13 protein-coding genes are annotated in these 15685 nt (G+C 62.5%); 4 read left to right on the top strand and 9 right to left on the bottom strand.

The window, feature by feature from the left end; translation table 11 throughout:
- Positions 1-5: 5 nt before the first annotated feature.
- Genes EKH55_RS19745 through EKH55_RS19760 form a run of 4 tightly spaced genes read right to left on the bottom strand, consistent with a single transcriptional unit; the run spans position 6 to position 3421 of the window.
- Positions 6-1046 (bottom strand): LLM class flavin-dependent oxidoreductase, encoded by a 1041-nt coding sequence (locus EKH55_RS19745; RefSeq protein WP_151612638.1) that lies wholly within the window; start codon positions 1044-1046, stop codon positions 6-8.
- Positions 1043-1978: a flavin reductase family protein gene (locus EKH55_RS19750; RefSeq protein ID WP_151612640.1), complete on the bottom strand. Its 936-nt coding sequence runs from the start codon at positions 1976-1978 to the stop codon at positions 1043-1045. Before EKH55_RS19750 ends, EKH55_RS19745 begins: the two co-directional genes overlap by 4 nt.
- Positions 1969-2802, bottom strand: coding sequence for an alpha/beta fold hydrolase (locus EKH55_RS19755; RefSeq protein WP_151612642.1), 834 nt, complete (start codon positions 2800-2802; stop codon positions 1969-1971). The genes EKH55_RS19750 and EKH55_RS19755 overlap by 10 nt, the downstream gene beginning before the upstream one ends.
- 16 nt (positions 2803-2818) lie before the next feature.
- Positions 2819-3421 (bottom strand): amino acid synthesis family protein, encoded by a 603-nt coding sequence (locus EKH55_RS19760; RefSeq protein WP_151612644.1) that lies wholly within the window; start codon positions 3419-3421, stop codon positions 2819-2821.
- A 304-nt stretch (positions 3422-3725) separates the two neighbouring features.
- Between EKH55_RS19760 and EKH55_RS19765 the strand changes: the two genes are divergently transcribed.
- Complete coding sequence (locus EKH55_RS19765) at positions 3726-4421, top strand: GntR family transcriptional regulator (protein WP_151613887.1); 696 nt, start codon at positions 3726-3728, stop codon at positions 4419-4421.
- 138 nt (positions 4422-4559) lie between these two features.
- Here EKH55_RS19765 and EKH55_RS19770 read toward each other — a convergent pair whose 3' ends face one another.
- Positions 4560-5714: an RHE_PE00001 family protein gene (locus tag EKH55_RS19770; RefSeq protein ID WP_151612646.1), complete on the bottom strand. Its 1155-nt coding sequence runs from the start codon at positions 5712-5714 to the stop codon at positions 4560-4562.
- A 483-nt stretch (positions 5715-6197) separates the two neighbouring features.
- Here EKH55_RS19770 and EKH55_RS19775 point away from each other — a divergent pair, with 483 nt between their 5' ends.
- Positions 6198-7037: a glycosyl transferase gene (locus tag EKH55_RS19775; protein WP_151612648.1), complete on the top strand. Its 840-nt coding sequence runs from the start codon at positions 6198-6200 to the stop codon at positions 7035-7037.
- Positions 7038-7631: 594 nt separating this feature from the next.
- Here EKH55_RS19775 and repC read toward each other — a convergent pair.
- From repC to repA, 3 genes are all read right to left on the bottom strand, one after another.
- Entirely contained in the window at positions 7632-8927 is a 1296-nt protein-coding gene (gene repC / locus EKH55_RS19780) for a plasmid replication protein RepC (protein WP_151612650.1), read from the bottom strand.
- Positions 8928-9083: 156 nt separating this feature from the next.
- Positions 9084-10088, bottom strand: coding sequence for a plasmid partitioning protein RepB (gene repB, locus EKH55_RS19785; protein WP_069457667.1), 1005 nt, complete (start codon positions 10086-10088; stop codon positions 9084-9086).
- Between the two features lie 3 nt (positions 10089-10091).
- On the bottom strand, positions 10092-11288 hold the full coding sequence (gene repA / locus EKH55_RS19790) for a plasmid partitioning protein RepA (RefSeq protein WP_151612652.1): 1197 nt from the start codon (positions 11286-11288) through the stop codon (positions 10092-10094).
- A gap of 388 nt (positions 11289-11676) precedes the next feature.
- Here repA and hutC point away from each other — a divergent pair, with 388 nt between their 5' ends.
- Positions 11677-12378, top strand: coding sequence for a histidine utilization transcriptional repressor HutC (gene hutC / locus EKH55_RS19795; protein ID WP_106407788.1), 702 nt, complete (start codon positions 11677-11679; stop codon positions 12376-12378).
- Positions 12379-12666: 288 nt separating this feature from the next.
- The gene (locus EKH55_RS19805; protein ID WP_151612654.1) at positions 12667-14628 is read left to right on the top strand and encodes an elongation factor G; all 1962 of its coding nucleotides are present in this window, start codon (positions 12667-12669) and stop codon (positions 14626-14628) included.
- Positions 14629-14710: 82 nt separating this feature from the next.
- On the opposite strand, the gene EKH55_RS19810 is transcribed toward EKH55_RS19805, so the two are convergent.
- Entirely contained in the window at positions 14711-15598 is an 888-nt protein-coding gene (locus tag EKH55_RS19810) for a branched-chain amino acid ABC transporter permease (RefSeq protein WP_192803843.1), read from the bottom strand.
- Positions 15599-15685: the final 87 nt, after the last annotated feature.

Genomic DNA, 15685 nt, shown 5'->3' on the forward strand with positions numbered 1-15685 from the left:
GTGCCCTACTCCGCAAATGCCGGCATGACCTCGGCGATGAAGCGTTCGAGCGAAGCCTTCTTGCGCGCGAACGCCATGCCCGTGTCGATCCAGAAGGAGTATTCGTCATAGCCCATCGCCTCGTAGTTCTTGAGGCGAGCGATGACCTCGTCGGCTGCGCCGACGACATTGTTGCGCCGCATCACCTCGGCCGAAAGCATGGCGTTGGCGGCGATTTCCTCATCCGCAATCCGCTCGATCAGACCTTGTGTGATCGGCCTTTCGTTCTTGAACCAGGCGAAGAAGTAATTGTAGTAGACGCTCATCTCATGAGCCGCCTGTGCGATATCCGCCTCGTCGGAGCCGACATAGGTGTGGCGCAGCAGCATGATCTTCGGCCGCTCGACCTCGGGGCTCTTGGCGCAGGCATCGTTGAACCGGCCCATCAGGGTCCGCACCTCGTCGTCGTTCTGCCAGAGCGGCGTCACCTGCACATTGCAGCCGTTCGCTACGGCGAATTCGTGCGAATTCGGATCGCGTGCGGCAACCCATATCGGCGGATGGGGCTTCTGCAACGGCTTCGGTGACGAGGTCGTGGCGGGGAATTTCCAAAACTCGCTGTCATGGGCATAGTCGCCCGCCCATATCCCCTTCACCGCCGGAATGAGCTCACGCATGCGCTGCCCGGCACTCCAGGCATCGAGGCCCGGCAACAGCCGCTCGTACTCGAAGGAATAGGCGCCGCGGGCAATCCCGACATCGAGGCGGCCATCGCAGATCAGATCCGTCATGGCAGCTTCGCCGGCAAGCTTGATCGGATGCCAGAACGGAGCGATCACCGTGCCGGTTCCGAGCCGCACGGTCTTGGTGCGGCGGGCAAGATCGGCAATGGTAACGAAGGGGTTCGGTGCAATGGTGAACTCCATTCCGTGATGTTCGCCAGTCCAGATCGCATGCATGCCGCCCTTGTCGGCGATCTCGCAAAGCGTGACGAATTCTTCGTAGAGGGTCTTGTGGTCCTGCGAGGCGTTCAGACGCTCCATGTGAACGAAGAGCGAGAATTTCATGAGCGTGCGTCCTTCTTCGCGATCGGATGGACCGTGCCGCCGGTCTCGTCACCGAAATACATGCCGAAATTGCCGATCGTGCTTTCGGAAAGGAAACGGTTGACGATGTCGGCGGTCGCGGGATTCTTGAATTTCGCCGCCGCAGCGGCGTCCGGCCCGAAAAACCGGCCCTCCCGCGGTACGCCATCGCCTGCAAGCGCGTGATAGACGATGTGCTGCCGAGCATCGCTCTTGTCTTCGTAGACCGAATAGAGAAAGCCGATGGTGACGGTGAGCCCGGTCAATTGTTGGAGATGCGCCGCCAGCGTCCGGGCGGGGTCATCGCCTTCCACGGTGCAACTCGGGATCGACAGCGTTTCCTCGCCCAGGAGATAGACCGAGCCGTGCTGCTCGAGCACAGCGCCGAGGCGAATTTCGCCCCCGACGGCGGCGGAAACGGCCTTGCCTGCGAGCCTCGGCGTGAAATAGCCGCCGCGGGCATAGCCGAGGCCATTCAGGCCGCTGTTTTCAAAGGCGGTGACGCGCCCGATCATGATGACATGATCGCCGGCCTCGATGAGGTCCTGCATCGCACATTCGAACCAGGCGGCCACCTGCGAGAAAATTGGGCAGCCATTCGGCCCCTTCCGCCAATCGACGGCGGCGAAGCGATCCTCCACAGGTCGGGCGAAGGTGTTCGAGACGTCCTTCTGCGTCTCGGACAGGATGTTGACGGCGAAGCGCCTGGCGCCGGTCATCGTCGCATAATTGAGCGAAGTCCTGGCAAGGCAGACGAGCAGCAGCGGCGGGTCCAGCGAGACCGATGTGAAGGAATTGGCCGTGAAGCCGATCGGCCTGCCCGCCGCATCGTTCGCCGTCACCACCGTGACACCGGTCGCAAACGCGCCGAACGCGTCACGCAAGGCTCTCGGATCGAATTCCTCTACACGCATACCGGCTTCTCCCTGCAGGTCAGCCATTCCGCCATCAGTGCATTGACGGTCTCCGGCGCGGTGAGATTGACCATATGTCGGTGGCCGTCGACGATGCGAGCCCATCCGTTCGGCGTCAGGGACGCCATCTGCCTGGCCATTTCCGGCGTCGAATTCGGGTCTTGCGAGCCCGTGAGGAAAAGGGTGGGGCAAGTGACGGAGGGCCAGCAATCGGCATAGGTCTCCTCGCCGGTGGCAAAGGCGCCATAGGCGATCGCGTAACCCTCCGGGTCGACTCCCTCCAACCATGCACGGGTGAGTTCGCGTGCCCGCTCGCTCTGCGGGTCGTCGTCGAACCACCGGAGCAACGGCCCGGCCGTGTCGACGCCGCTTGTGCGGATCGCCGCCGCGCGCGCCAGGACTGCCGCCTTTGCCGCCGGGGCGCGGCGATAGACGCCGTTGAGGTAGGCGACACGGATGATCCGGTCGGTAAAGCTTGCCGCGGCGCCGCCGGCAATGAGCGCCCCCATCGAATGCCCGGCGACATTCGCATGCGCGATCCTCATGTCGTCGAGGAAGCGGCCGAACCAGGCGACGAAGTCCCGTACCGTGCTTCCGGCCGGGATCTTTTCGCTCCCGCCATGCCCGGGCATGTCCACCGCGATGACGCGGTGGGTTTTTGCGAAGGCCTCGATCTGCGGTGCCCAGGCCTCGAGCCGCATACCGACGCCGTGGATGAGGATCAACGTCTCGCCGTCGCCGGCTTCGACATAAGCGGCACCCCCCGCCGTCGTCCTGCGCGGGACGCCGCCCGCCTCCGGCGCGTTTGATGTGACCGTGTGCATCGGAGTGTCCGCCGCCTTAGACGCCGGCCGGATTGGCGACGTCCTGACCAAGATCCCTCAGATCCTGATAGCGGTCGCCGATACGATGGTGAGGTCGTCCGCCGATCGAAGCGCCAAGGGCAACGACGATCTCATCGGCGGCCGGCGCGTCGGGAATCGCGGTCTGGATCGTCAGATAGTGCGAACGGCGCCCCTCGTCGTGCTTGTCCATCAGGGGGATCATGACCGGGGCATTGGCGGGGCCGCGCGTATTGCAGAAGGCAAGGTATGACTTGGCGCCGACCGCCTGGCGATAATGATTGCCGAAGCGCAGCGTATGGATCAGCGCCGAGGCATGCTCGGTCTCGCCGTCGAGCCCGACGACGGCAGCCTTGCCATAGGCTTCGACCGCTTCGCCGGAGCCGGCGGCATCGATGATCATCCTGGTCAGAAGCTCGCCGAGAACGGGTGCTGCCGCATGGATCTCCGGCTTGAGGTCTTCGACGAAGCCCCGCCCGGCCCACGGGTTTTTCACCACCGCCAGCGCCGAAAACAGCTTCGACGGCTGCGGGGCGGCCCTGCCTCCCTCGAACAGGATCGTCTCGGTCTGGAGCAGCGTCTTGCGGATCTGTACGGGCATCGGGCATCCTTCCTGTGCGCTATTAGATCTTATGGTATACCATAATATTATCGCGTCAAGTTCAACTTTGCGGACGGAGCCGCGCCGCTGGCGAAGGACGGCCCAGCTAGGCTCAAAAAGCGGGATTGCCCGGAGTTTCGCCAGCCGATAGCTGTGCGAATTGCACCGCTTGCGGCAGCGGCTTCGGAAAGCGAGGGAGGCGGTGTTCGGCTGCCTCACCGCAATTGCTTTGAAGAATGTATGCCGGTATGTATTATGGCACACCGTAATACATGGGCATCGAAGCAGAGATCGAGGTGAGATGATGAACGCTGATTTGCGGGAAACCCCCATACGCGTGGAGCGTCCATCCAAAACGCTCAGGGAACTGGCGCTCGAAAAGGTTCGAGAGGCGATCGTAGAGGGCTATTTCAAGCCTGGCGAACGTCTTGTGGAGCGTGATCTCTGCACCCAGCTGGGCGTGAGCCGGACGATCGTCCGCGAAGTGCTGCGGCATCTCGAATCCGAGGGGCTGGTCGCCAACTTGCACAACAAAGGGCCGATCGTAGCGCTTCTGGACCTCAATGAGGCAAAGCAGATATATGAGATCCGCGGCGCCCTGGAAGGAATGGCCGCGCGCCTCTGCGCCGAGCGCCGCGACCCGGCCATCGTCAAGGCCCTTGAAGCGTCGTTGATGAGCATACGTTTCAGCTATGCCGCGAAGGACATGGCGGGCGTTCTCGGCCAGACCAATGCCTTCTACCAGACGCTGTTCACCGCGGTCGGCCGGCACGTCGCCTGGGGCGTCGTGAACCTTCTGACCGTCCGGATCAATCATCTGCGCTCCATGACGATCAAGACCGAGAACCGCGACGTGGAAGGACCGACGCAGATGGAACGCATCGTCGAGGCCATCAAAAGAGGGGATGGCGATGCGGCCCACAAGGCTGCCCTCGACCATGTCGCCCGTGCAGCGGCGATCGCGGAGGCGCTTCTGGCGGCCCAGCAGACGCACGAATAATGTCGTTGCGGTGCGGCAGAATGGATCGTCTCCGTGCCAGCGGCAACGCCGAAGGTTCAGCACCCGAGAGCTCCTGCCGATCGATGCCGATTGCATGTCTCCTTGAATGGCCTTGCTGGCGCGTTGGAACCCGCTGTCTTACAACACACCCCAGCCGCGATAGCGGCCCCTGCCGGTCATCTCGCGTAGTCCGAGCTCGCGCACGAGGTTGAGCGCGCCCCGCGGCGTCACGCCCAGTTGGCGGGAAATCAGCGCGGTCGAGACGATCGGCCGCGACAGAACGAGTTCGATCAGCCCCGGCAGATTGCTGTTAGAGCGCCGGTCCTTGATCCTGATCTCCATCTGCGTCCTTGCGAGCGACAGGCGGTCGAGTTCCTTGAGGCCGAGATCGGCCGTTGCCGCCATCGCCTCGAGGAAGGCATTGAGACGGGTCAGCCTGTCCTTCGAGCGCCGGCGATCATGGCGGATCGTCTTCAGCCCCGTGTTGAAGGCAAGAACATGCGACGCCGCCTTGCCGCGAAACCTGAGATACGCCCCGACGAGAAGCGATCCGAGCCAGTGCTGGCGCCGCAAAGGCTCGATGCGCTCCCAGGCATCGAAAAGGATGGCGGCCCCCAGCGTCGCCGGCACTTGATCGGCCGTTGCCAGGACCGAGCGCCAGGCGTCAAGCCGGCTGGCCTCGTCCCAATCCTCCTCGAAGAGCAGGACGAGCTGTCCCTTGGCTTCCTGCCTATCCCTGAATGCCGGCTGCGACGCTGGTTCAGCCTCGACGAGGCTCTCCCTGTGGCTTGCCAGCAGCCGCTGCGACCGCGCAAGCGCCGCATCGAGTTCGGCAAACTCGCCGGCGAGCGGGTTTTCCTCCGTAAACTCATCCTCGAACACGGGCGAACCCGTCGCGTCTTGGCGGCAGGCGTCGAAATCCGCGCCTTCCTTTCCCGCGCTGCTGCCCTGCTCTCCCCGCAGCGCATCGAGACCGTTGCCCGACAGCGCCCATCCGGGCTCCGCCAATTCCAGCCGCCGCCGCGCCCGCAGCACGGCATGGGCAATCGTCAGCTCATGGGACGGCGCTCGCGCATCCATATGCGAATCGTGTAGAACGAGATCCTCGACATGCACCAGTTCGCCTGCGACCCAGAGAGCGGCAACGGCATCGAAGAACTGTCCGCGTTCGCGAAAGCCCTCGGCGACCGCGTGGCGTGCGGCCCGCTCGTCGAGACGCGCAAGCCCGTCCTCCGCCGCGATCAGGGCAGGAAGGAGGCTTGGATGCAGCGGATCGAGGATTTCGTATCTCATTTGGACAGTTGAGCTTCGGCGGCGAAACGGAAGGTAGCACGCGTTTCCGTTCCGTCACAGGCACTGCGGGAGTTGCCCACCGGAATATCGCGCCGCGCGCATCGCCATCCGGGCGGCAGTGACCCGGAAATGGCGACCGGCCATGTCCGGGTCGATCTCGCCGAAATGCTCCGGGCTTCTAGGCGCCCGGCCCTGCTCGGCACCCAATTGTTGACAGCTGTCAACCGGCAACGCCTCGTCACCTATGGTCAGCGACAACCCCGGGGCTTGGTTACGTCGTCTTGGCCGTCCGTTTCGTCGCACGCCTCGCCACCCCGCTCCTTGCTTGCCAGGTGCCCTGCTTCCTGCTTTAAGACGCACGGAATTGAAACAGCGCATCCAATATCCTTCCGCCGACCTCGCCTCCTGGCGATCTTGCCGGCAAGAACCGCCCGCATTTTTCGGACGGTTTTTAGCGGGCCGGTGGTGTAGAAAGCGACGACGATGACAAGCGTTCTGGCGGCAAGCGGTGGCGTCAAGCAGGTGATCTGCATCAATTGGGGCACAAAATACGGTGCCCCCTTCATCAACAGGCTCTATGCCATGGTGGCCCGCAACATCACGCCGCCCTTTACCTTCACCTGCTTCACTGACAATCGCGACGATCTGCGCGCGGAAATTCTCTGCGAGGATCTGCCGCCGCTCGAGATCGCGAAGATGCCGGAAAACACGAAGGGGATCTGGCCCAAGGCACGGCTCTGGGGAGCGAAGCTCGGAAGCCTCGAAGGACCGGTGTTGTTTCTTGATCTTGACGTCGTGATCGTCGGATCGCTCGACGGCTTCTTCGAGGTCGGCGGACCGGACGATGTGGTTCTTGCCAGAAATCAGACGACGCCGCTGGAGCGGCTCGGCCAGACTTCGGTGTTCCGCTTTCCGGTCGGCAAGCTCGAACCGCTGCAGCACAAATTCCGGGCCGACCCGCAGGGTGTCGCGGACGAATACGAATTCGAGCAGAGATTCGTCACGCGCAATGCTCCGGGTGGTGCGAAGCTCTTTCCCCGGCGCTACGTCCTGCACTTCCGCCAGGACTGCCGCTGGCCGTTTCCGCTGAATTACTGGCTCGCGCCGCGACTGCCGGCCGATGCTCGGGTGGTGCTCTTTCCACGAGGGCTGCTGCCGCAGCACGCCATCGACGGGCGATATGGCCATAAGGGCCGTGCAATGGCGCCGCTCGACCACGTCCGCGGACTGCTTTCGTCGAACCGGCGGGAGAAAAACCCGCTGCGCTATTTGCGGCATTACATTCTACCGACGCCGTGGGTCGCAGAGCATTGGCGCGAATGAAAGGTTGTTGACAGCTGTCAACCGCGCCCGCACCGCCATGTTCCGATTGTCCGATTCAACAAGGATGGGAAATCGCCGCCGATCGCGAGGGCGGGCGTTTTGGCTCCAAAAGGCATACTCCAACCGATCGTTGCAGTGCTTCGGATCGTCGGTTGACAGCTGTCAACACGCTCAGTCCCGACCTCTCCGCGACGTGATAAGACCTGTTCGGGCGCTGCACTTGTAGTCGCCAGCTGCGGTGATTCCGGCAACCCGAAACAGTGGCACCTTGTTGGACCATACGCCGCTGAAGCAACGATCTATTTCAATCGTCCAAGTGACGGAAATTATCGGCGGGATAGCTTCCGCATTGTCGGAACAATGCCCTTTTTCCAATGGTTTAAGATAGTCGCGAAATTGTAAAGAAAGAGATAGCGGGCCGGCAATTCGCGAATCCGACAAGGTCATAGTTTCCGCGATTTCCCGTCGCAAATCAACGTCCGCACGCCAAGCTTGCCCATTCTCCACAGCCGACCTGCAGCGGTGCCCGCATGGCGACGCACGGCGGGACCGAGGCTGCGAGAATGAAAGGACACGTTTGTCGGACGGGGCAGATCAGGTCACCGTCAGCGTTGCCTCCCGTCGGGCGCGGCTGAGTGCGCCGACCATCGGCGCGATCGAAAAGGACTGCAGCCTTGCCCGTCGCGTGAGATCCCTGAGATAGCCGCCGGGCGAATTGATCCGGTCGGCTCGCTCGAGGATGCAGGCAATTACGGCTGCCGTATTCTCGTAGCCGAGTACGGCGCAGGCATCCTCATAGGCGTCGGTGCTCACGTTCAACATGGTTCTGACGACGATGGCCGCCGTCATCAGATCCTTCCAGTTCGAGACGCGACCGGATGGTGCGTAGTCGGCGATCTGCGGACAAGCGTGCAGAACGGCTGGCAGGAGAATGTCACGGGTAATCCGCTCGGTCGGCCGGAGCTTCGGCCCCGGGTCATGGCTCGGCCGCGCCGTTGGTGCGGATGCGCCCTCACCACAAGCCGCTGCGGCGCTCTTGGTTTGGTTCTCGTCGCTCGCTGCTCCCTCCCCTCGTCCCAAGCGCTGTTCAGATTCAGATTGGGAATCTGGTTGTGAATTCTGTATGTGGCAGCCATTCTGGCGATCATTGGCATCCGTTTTTGGTAAATTAAGCAATGTTTCCAATCGATTGCTAAGCTCCTCCCGGAGCGACGACAGTTTTGTGAGAACTGTTTCGAGTGTGGCCGCAGAAGCCTTGCGCGGAAGTCCGGCCATGAGCGCCTCGAAACGGTCGCTAAAGGATTGCCAGCCGTCATCGGGGGCGCTCTCAAGCGCGAGTTCGATCAGTTTGAGGACATCGCGGCGGCAGAGGCTCAGGCGCTCGCGCATGAGCCGGAGGTGCTGCTGTTCGGCTGCAATCTCGGCGGCTGCCGCCTTGAACTCCCCTGCCCGCGCCAGGAGCGGCGAAAGATCGAAGCCGAAGGCCTCGCCGATCGATCCGTTGCGGCTCCGGCGGGCATAGCGCTTGCCGTTTGGGCTGTCGCGCCGAATGATCAGCCCGGTTTCCACCAGGCAGGCCAGATGTCGCCGCAGAGTCGTTTCGGCCATACCATGGGTGCGGAGCGAAAGCTGCGCATTCGATGGGAAGACGACGAGACCGCTGTCCCGGGAAAGCTCGGCGCCTGGATAGAAGCTCAAAAGCGCGTTGAGTACGGCAAGCGAGCGATCGGAAACGCCGATCACCATCTTCGCCTCACAGAGAGTCCGAAACAATTTCCATTTGTCGATCGACTGCGCCGGCTGGGCTCGTCCGGCCGTGATCTGACTTGCGAGCATGCCAAACGTCATCGCCCGCCGCCCAAAGGGCGTCGTCACATTTCCACGTTCCATTTTTCTTCACCTTTTTCAAGGCAAAAGAAATCCGTTCGCCGAGACGACGTCAAAAACGCTTGACAGTGATTCGCGGAAATGGGAATCTCAAGTTGCTACACGAGAGAAGGGTTTCCGCAGCGCTAGTCGTTCGGAAGCCTTTTTCTTTTGCTCTGCCTAGTCTCCTGTTTCCTGTTGGTATTCGAGGTAGAGCGCCTCAAGTCTCTGCCTCACGAAATCGCCAAAACCGGGTGCCGCCCTCTTGCTGAAGGCAAGAGTCGTCTCTGCATCGGTTTCGCGGATTCGCACCGCGCGCACACGATCGGGGGCAAGCCAGGTTTCCGTCCTTGTCCGCGCCTTGGCGGCGCTGAGTGACGCGAAGAGCTTCTCGAAGCGCTGATCGCTGTTCAACGCGTGGAACGCTGGCAGCCGCACGTCGGCAAGTGCCTTCGTCCCGTTGCCTTCGCGCTCGAGAAGGTCGGCGAGCTCCATCCAGCGCCTGCGTCCGAACGAGGGCGCTGCACCGATGGCCTCGATGATTTCAAGCGGCAAGCGGCGCACGACCGCAATCATCTTCGACAGCGCCGCCTTGTCGACGCCCAGCGCCGACATGATGGTGTCGCGCAGGAAGCCGCGATCCTCGAGCCGGGTGGCGAAAAGAGCACGCTCGATGAAGGACAGGTCGGTGCGGGCGTTATTTTCCTGGCCCTGGGATATGACGAGCTGTTCGTCGGTCAAATCGCGGATGACCGCCTTGACCCTGCTGCCGATCTCGCGAACCGCCGCAAGCCGCCGATGGCCGTAGGCGACCTGATAGCGGCCCGGTATCGTCGGATGCGGCCTGACGAGGATCGGCACCTGTTGTCCGTGGTCGCGGATCTGCTGAACCAGGGCGGCCTGTGTTTCTGGGTCCACGGCCAACCGGTCGACGACGAAGGAGGCGTCGATCAGCGATGGGTTGAGTTCGACGATCGCCTGGCCTTCCGCGAGCCGGCGCTCAAGTTCCTGGGCCCGCTCGACTTTTTCGGTGATGTTCGACAGCGAGCGCGTGATGCCGCCGACGAGGCCGTTCGGGCGCTGTGGCGGCTGATGCCCCGCAATCGGCCGCTCGATCGCCGGCCGCTCCGCGCCGATGGGGGCGGCCGCGCTTTCGGAGATCCCGATCAGGTTCTTGCGCGCCATCGCTTACTTCCTCCCCCAGACTTTGCGGATCATCTCTTCGATCTCCGCATTGACGAGCGAAAGCGACTCCATCGCCCGGTCATAAGTGCCGCGGATGAACTGCGAGCGCTCCACCTCGTAGAGCGTCTGTTTTGTCACGCCGGCATCCGAGATGGCGGTCGATTTAACCATGGCGTTCAGAAGCATGCGATTGCCGAAGATCGCGCGCATGAAGCCGGTCATCTGGCTCTGCGGACCGTCGTTCGGCTCGAAACGTGTCACCAGGTAGCGCATCCAGTCGTAGCTCGTGCGCCCGCCGGCCTTTTCGACGACCGCCATGAGCTCGCTCGTCATCGACAGGAACTGCGACATCGACATGACGTCGAGCATCTGTGGATGCACGGTGATGAGCACGGAGGTGGCGGCGCAGAGCGCCGACATGGTGAGAAATCCGAGCTGCGGCGGGCAATCAATGACGACGATGTCGTAGAAGCTCTCGATCGTGGTCAGCACCTCGCCGATACGGGCGAAGAACAATGTTTCGGCCGAGCCGCCGATCATCGCCTTCGGCGTCTCGTGCTCGAACTCCATCAGCTCGAGATTGCCGGGGATCAGATGAAGATTGGTCGTGTAGGTCGAGCGCACGATATCGGCGACAGGACGCGGGTTCTCGTAGCGAATCGCACCGTAAAGGGTTTCCGCCTCGCCGACATCGAGCTCGGGCTGATGGCCGAAGAGGGCGGAGAGCGACGCTTGCGGATCGAGATCGATCGCCAGCACCCGATAGCCACGGAGCGCCAGATATTGGGAGAGGTGCGCCGCCGTCGTCGTCTTGCCCGAGCCGCCCTTGAAATTCATCACCGAGATGACCTGAAGCTTCTCGCCGGCTCTGCGATGGGGGAGGTACTTGCCGGCCTTGCTGCCCTCGTCGAGGACGCGGCGGATGCGCTCGATGTCCTCGACCGCATACATGCGGCGACCGTTTGACAGGGGCTGCGGCCCATGGCCTTCTGAGGCGATCTGGCGCAGATAGCCCTCACCGATTCCGATGAAGGCTGCGGCTTCCGCCGGGCCGAACAGGCGCATGGTTTTCTGCGCCGTCGGGGAGAAGATCTTCTTTTGGTGTTCCTGCAGTTGATGGGCGAGTTCCCGGGCGTCGGCAGCCAGCATGGAGGGCAGATGCTCCTGCTCATCGATACCGTGGATTCTCTGCTGCAACATTTCATTCTCCGGAAAACTGCGCAAAACTCGCCAATACCAACCTATCTGCGCAGTTACACTATGCGCCGATTCGTTGCCATTTTACAAACGCTTAACAAAAGGCCGGATTTATGCTGTCCGCCCGATGCAATCTTGTGAAGTCTCTTGTCCAGAAGTTGTCCGCGGACAACTTCTTTCGAGCGGTTGTCCGCGGACAACTGGCCTCCGATTCGCGGAACTTCGACGTTACTCCAATTGGAGAAATACGGACGCTGCGGCTGCAAGGGCTATCGCGCTCAACGTAAAAAGGTAAGGTGCAGCGAAGGTTTTGAACGAGGATCCGACCATTCCCAACGACCGCCCATCGAATGAAAAGCTCCGGCCCGAGTCCCGGGACCAGCCCCTTTCATTGCACCAGAAGATTCTCAGCGAGGTCGAGGGGCATATCCTGTCGGGGGACTGGCCTCCGGGCCACCGCATTCCCTTCGAGCACGAGCTGACGGAGCAATATGGCTGCTCGCGCATGACGGTGAACAAGGCGCTTTCCGAGCTCGTCAAGCGCGGTCTGATCGAGCGCCGGCGCAAATCCGGGAGTTACGTCACCTTTCCGCAGGTCCAATCGGCGGTGATGGAAATCCACGACGTCAAGCTCGAGGTCGAATCGCTCGGCCTCGATTACGCCTATCGGCGCGACGGACGAATCATACGCAAGATCGGTGCCGGAGACCGCGAACGCATCGATCTGCCGGCCTCGTCGAAACTGCTCGAAATCACCTGCCGGCATTTCGCCGGCGGGCGGCCATTTTGCCTGGAGGAGCGGCTGATCAGCCTTGCGGCCGTGCCGGAAGCCGAGGCCGAGCCGTTCGAGACGGTCGCTCCGGGCTCGTGGCTGCTCGGCAAGGTACCCTGGAGCACGGCCGAGCACCGCATCAGGGCGGTGGCGGCGGGCCGGCTGGCAGCCCAGTCGCTCGACGTCGCGGCCGGCAGCCCTTGCCTCGTCATCGAGCGGCGGACCTGGAGCGGCGGTGCTCCGGTCACGAGCGTGCGGCTGACCTATCCGGGCGACCGGCACGAGCTCGTGGCGGAATTTCAACCGAGTGCAGTCGGCTGATCTACAGCGCCGCGCGTCTTATTAGACGCGCAAAGGTCGCTGTAGCACTTTGAATTGCTGCATGTCTTTGTCCTTTAATCGAGGTCGATTAAAGGAGACATGCAGTAGGGCGGCGGCCGCGCCCTCTCGAACGCAACGCCGCAGCGGCCCTCGCGCGCAGAAGGCCCCGGCAGGCGATTTCGCGCCCGCGATTGGGGCGCTTCGCAAGAAAAGTCAACATTCTCTGGCGCTTTTGCGCTCCGAGGGGCATCCTGTCACAGTGTCATCCAGGCAGAGGGAGGAACGCCGATGCGCTGTTTCACTGTACTCGGTCCTTCGCAGATCGGAAAATCCACGCTCGTGGAAAGATTGAGCTCGCTGGAGGGCGAGCCGAAAAAGTCAGTATCCCCTTATGGTTTAGCAATTACTGAATTCGAATTCGGCGGGGAGCCGTGGTGCGCGCTCGACGTGCCGGGCAACAGCGAGGCGATCCCGCTCGCACAGGATGCTTTGCTCGCAAGCGACGCCTGCGTGCTCCCGATTTCCCCCGTTCTCGAGGAGGCCGTGCTGGCCGCGCCTTATCTGCGCGTGATCGAGGCTTCGGGGACGCCTTGCATTCTCTTCGTCAACCGCATGGACGAGCCGCGCGGGCGGCTGAGAGATATCGTCGCGGCGCTGCAGGATTATTGCAGCCGTCCGCTTGTTCTCCGGCAGATTCCCATCCGCGACGGCGACAAGATCATCGGCAGTTGCGATCTCATTTCGGAACGGGCCTGGCGCTATCGCGAAGGCCAGACGTCCGCCCTGTTCGAAATCCCCGAGAGCGCAGCCGAGCGCGAACACGAGGCGCGCGCCGAACTGCTTGAGCATCTTTCCGAGTTCGACGACTGGCTGCTTGAAGAGTTGATCGAGGATCGCGAGCCGGCAAGCGAAACGATCTACCAGATCTCGACGCGGGTGCTCTCAGAAAACAAGATCATTCCGGTGCTCCTGGGGGCGGCAAGCCACAGCAATGGCATCATGCGGCTGATGAAGGCACTTCGTCATGAGTCGCCGCACGTCGAGGCGCTGCGAAGTCGGTTGGCCGCATCCGCCGGCATCGACGAGTCGACGCTCGCCGCCGTCGGCTTCCACGCCCATCACCGCCAAAGCGTCGGCAAGACCGTCATCGCTCGCGCTCTGCAGAACGGTGTAAAACAGGGAGCGACGCTGGGCGGTGCCGGCCTCGGCGCGTTGCAGGATCCAGCCAATGGCCGGGCCATGTCTTCGGGCATATCGGTTGCCGGACAGGTTTTCGCCGCCGTCAAATCGGACCATCTCGCCGTTCCTTCCCTGCTCACGGCCAATGCGGCGATCGCGCCGCCGGACTGGACGACCCCGCCGCCGCCGATGTTCGAGCGAATCCTGGTGCCGGAAAGCGAGCGCGACGAAAACAAGCTTTCCGAGACGCTGGCGAAGCTTGCCGAAACCGATCGCGGCCTGAAGGTGATGCAGGAGGAGGGGACCGGCGCTCAGATGGTTTGCGCCCAGGGGCCGGTGCATCTGCGCGATGTCTGCCGCATGCTTGCCGATGTCTTCCACGTCACGGTGACCGATCGCGCGCCGAGCCCGGTCTATCGCGAAACCATATCGAAATCCGCCGACGTTCACTACCGCCACCGCAAGCAGACAGGCGGCGCCGGCCAATTCGCCGACGTCAAGCTGAGCGTCCATCCGAACGGGCGAGGGGAGGGGTTCTCCTTCGCCGAAACCATCAAGGGCGGCGCCGTTCCTCGCAATTTCATACCGGCGGTCGAAGCCGGCGCGCGCGAGGCCATGGACAAGGGGCCGCTCGGCTTCAAGGCGATCGATATCGGCGTTGTCCTCACGGACGGCCAGCACCATTCGGTCGACAGTTCCGAACACGCTTTCCGGACGGCCGGAAAGCTCGGCGTGCGTCAGGCGCTTTCGCAAGCGGCCTCCGTTCTGTTGCAGCCGATCTTCCGGGTCGAGATCCACGTGCCCTCGATCCATTCCGGCGGTCTCGTGCCGATCGTCTCCACCCTCAAGGGGCAAATCCTCGGCTTCGACCGGGACGACGCGGCGAAGGGATGGGATATCTTTCGCGCCCTCGTTCCCGGCGGCGCCCTTGAAGATCTGGCGCGTTCGCTCAGATCGGCGACGCAGGGCATCGGCTATTTCTCGAAGAGCTTCGACCATTTCGAGGAGCTCTACGGCAAGGAGGCGCAGGCGATCATCACCGCGCACAGTGCCCAGGCGAACGAGCATTAGGCTTTTCATGATCTTGGACCGATAATGGTCCAAGATCATAAAACCCATATATTTCAATTATTTGACGTGAGTCTCGCCCGCGTCAGAGCTTGACGATCGTCTTGCGGGCCATCAGTCCCTGTGGTGCGAAGAGCAGGACCCCGATGACGAGCAGAATCGTGACGGCGTCACGATAGCTGAGCAGGCTCTCGGGCAGATAGGCCTGCAGGAAGACCTCGATGAAGCCAAGCAGGAAGCCGCCGGCAACGGCGCCGGAGAGACTGCCGAGGCCGCCGATGATCGCGGCGATGAAGGCCTTGAGGACGGGCAGGAAGCCCATCAGCGGATCGACGCTGCCGCGTTGCGCTACCCAGAGAATGCCGGCGACACCGGCAAGCAGGCCGGAGATCGCAAAGGCGGTTGCGACGACGGCATTGGCGCGGATGCCCATCAGCCGCACGATGGCGAAATCCTCCGCGGCCGCACGCATGGCGCGGCCGAGCACAGTCGCGCGCAGGAACTGGTTCAATCCGGTCAGCATGAGGACCGTCACGAGAATGGAAGTTGCCTGGATGATGCCGATATGTAGGCCGACGATCTCGATCGTTCCCGAGAGGCTCTCGGGCATCGGCACCGGTTTCGGCCGGGCGGAGATGAAGTTCTGGAACGCGACGCGCAGGATGGCGCTGACGGCGAAGCTCGTCAATAGCAGCGTGGTGCCGCTCGCGCCGCGCACCGGTCGGAAGGCAATCCGCTCCATCAGCATCGCAAGCGCGATCGCCACAACCAGTGCACAGGCGATGGCGAGCGGGAAGGGCAGGCCGGAAAGGATGGCGAAACAGAGACCGTAACCGGCGGCGGTCATCAGCTCGCCATGGGCGAAATTGATCAGCCCCATGATCGAGAAGACGACGGCAAGTCCAAGCGCCAGAAGCGCATAAGTACCGCCGAGGCTGAGCGCGTTGACGAGCTGTTGCAGGAACATGTCCATCGATGTGACCTCTTGGTTTGCCTACAGCGCCGCGCGTCTTTTTAGACGCGCAAAGGTCGCTGTAACTCTTTGAATCTGCGCATCGAG

The sequence above is a fragment of the Sinorhizobium alkalisoli genome (assembly GCF_008932245.1).
Taxonomy (GTDB): Bacteria; Pseudomonadota; Alphaproteobacteria; order Rhizobiales; family Rhizobiaceae; genus Sinorhizobium; species Sinorhizobium alkalisoli.

Excerpts from the sequence above, each read along its gene's own strand:
- EKH55_RS19745 (WP_151612638.1), bottom strand. The coding sequence starts at position 1,046 with ATGAAATTCTCGCTCTTCGTTCACATGGAGCGTCTGAACGCCTCGCAG.
- EKH55_RS19750 (WP_151612640.1), bottom strand. The coding sequence starts at position 1,978 with ATGCGTGTAGAGGAATTCGATCCGAGAGCCTTGCGTGACGCGTTCGGC.
- EKH55_RS19755 (WP_151612642.1), bottom strand. The coding sequence starts at position 2,802 with ATGCACACGGTCACATCAAACGCGCCGGAGGCGGGCGGCGTCCCGCGC.
- EKH55_RS19760 (WP_151612644.1), bottom strand. The coding sequence starts at position 3,421 with ATGCCCGTACAGATCCGCAAGACGCTGCTCCAGACCGAGACGATCCTG.
- EKH55_RS19765 (WP_151613887.1), top strand. The coding sequence starts at position 3,726 with ATGAACGCTGATTTGCGGGAAACCCCCATACGCGTGGAGCGTCCATCC.
- EKH55_RS19770 (WP_151612646.1), bottom strand. The coding sequence starts at position 5,714 with ATGAGATACGAAATCCTCGATCCGCTGCATCCAAGCCTCCTTCCTGCC.
- EKH55_RS19775 (WP_151612648.1), top strand. The coding sequence starts at position 6,198 with ATGACAAGCGTTCTGGCGGCAAGCGGTGGCGTCAAGCAGGTGATCTGC.
- repC (WP_151612650.1), bottom strand. The coding sequence starts at position 8,927 with ATGGAACGTGGAAATGTGACGACGCCCTTTGGGCGGCGGGCGATGACG.
- repB (WP_069457667.1), bottom strand. The coding sequence starts at position 10,088 with ATGGCGCGCAAGAACCTGATCGGGATCTCCGAAAGCGCGGCCGCCCCC.
- repA (WP_151612652.1), bottom strand. The coding sequence starts at position 11,288 with ATGTTGCAGCAGAGAATCCACGGTATCGATGAGCAGGAGCATCTGCCC.
- EKH55_RS19805 (WP_151612654.1), top strand. The coding sequence starts at position 12,667 with ATGCGCTGTTTCACTGTACTCGGTCCTTCGCAGATCGGAAAATCCACG.
- EKH55_RS19810 (WP_192803843.1), bottom strand. The coding sequence starts at position 15,598 with ATGGACATGTTCCTGCAACAGCTCGTCAACGCGCTCAGCCTCGGCGGT.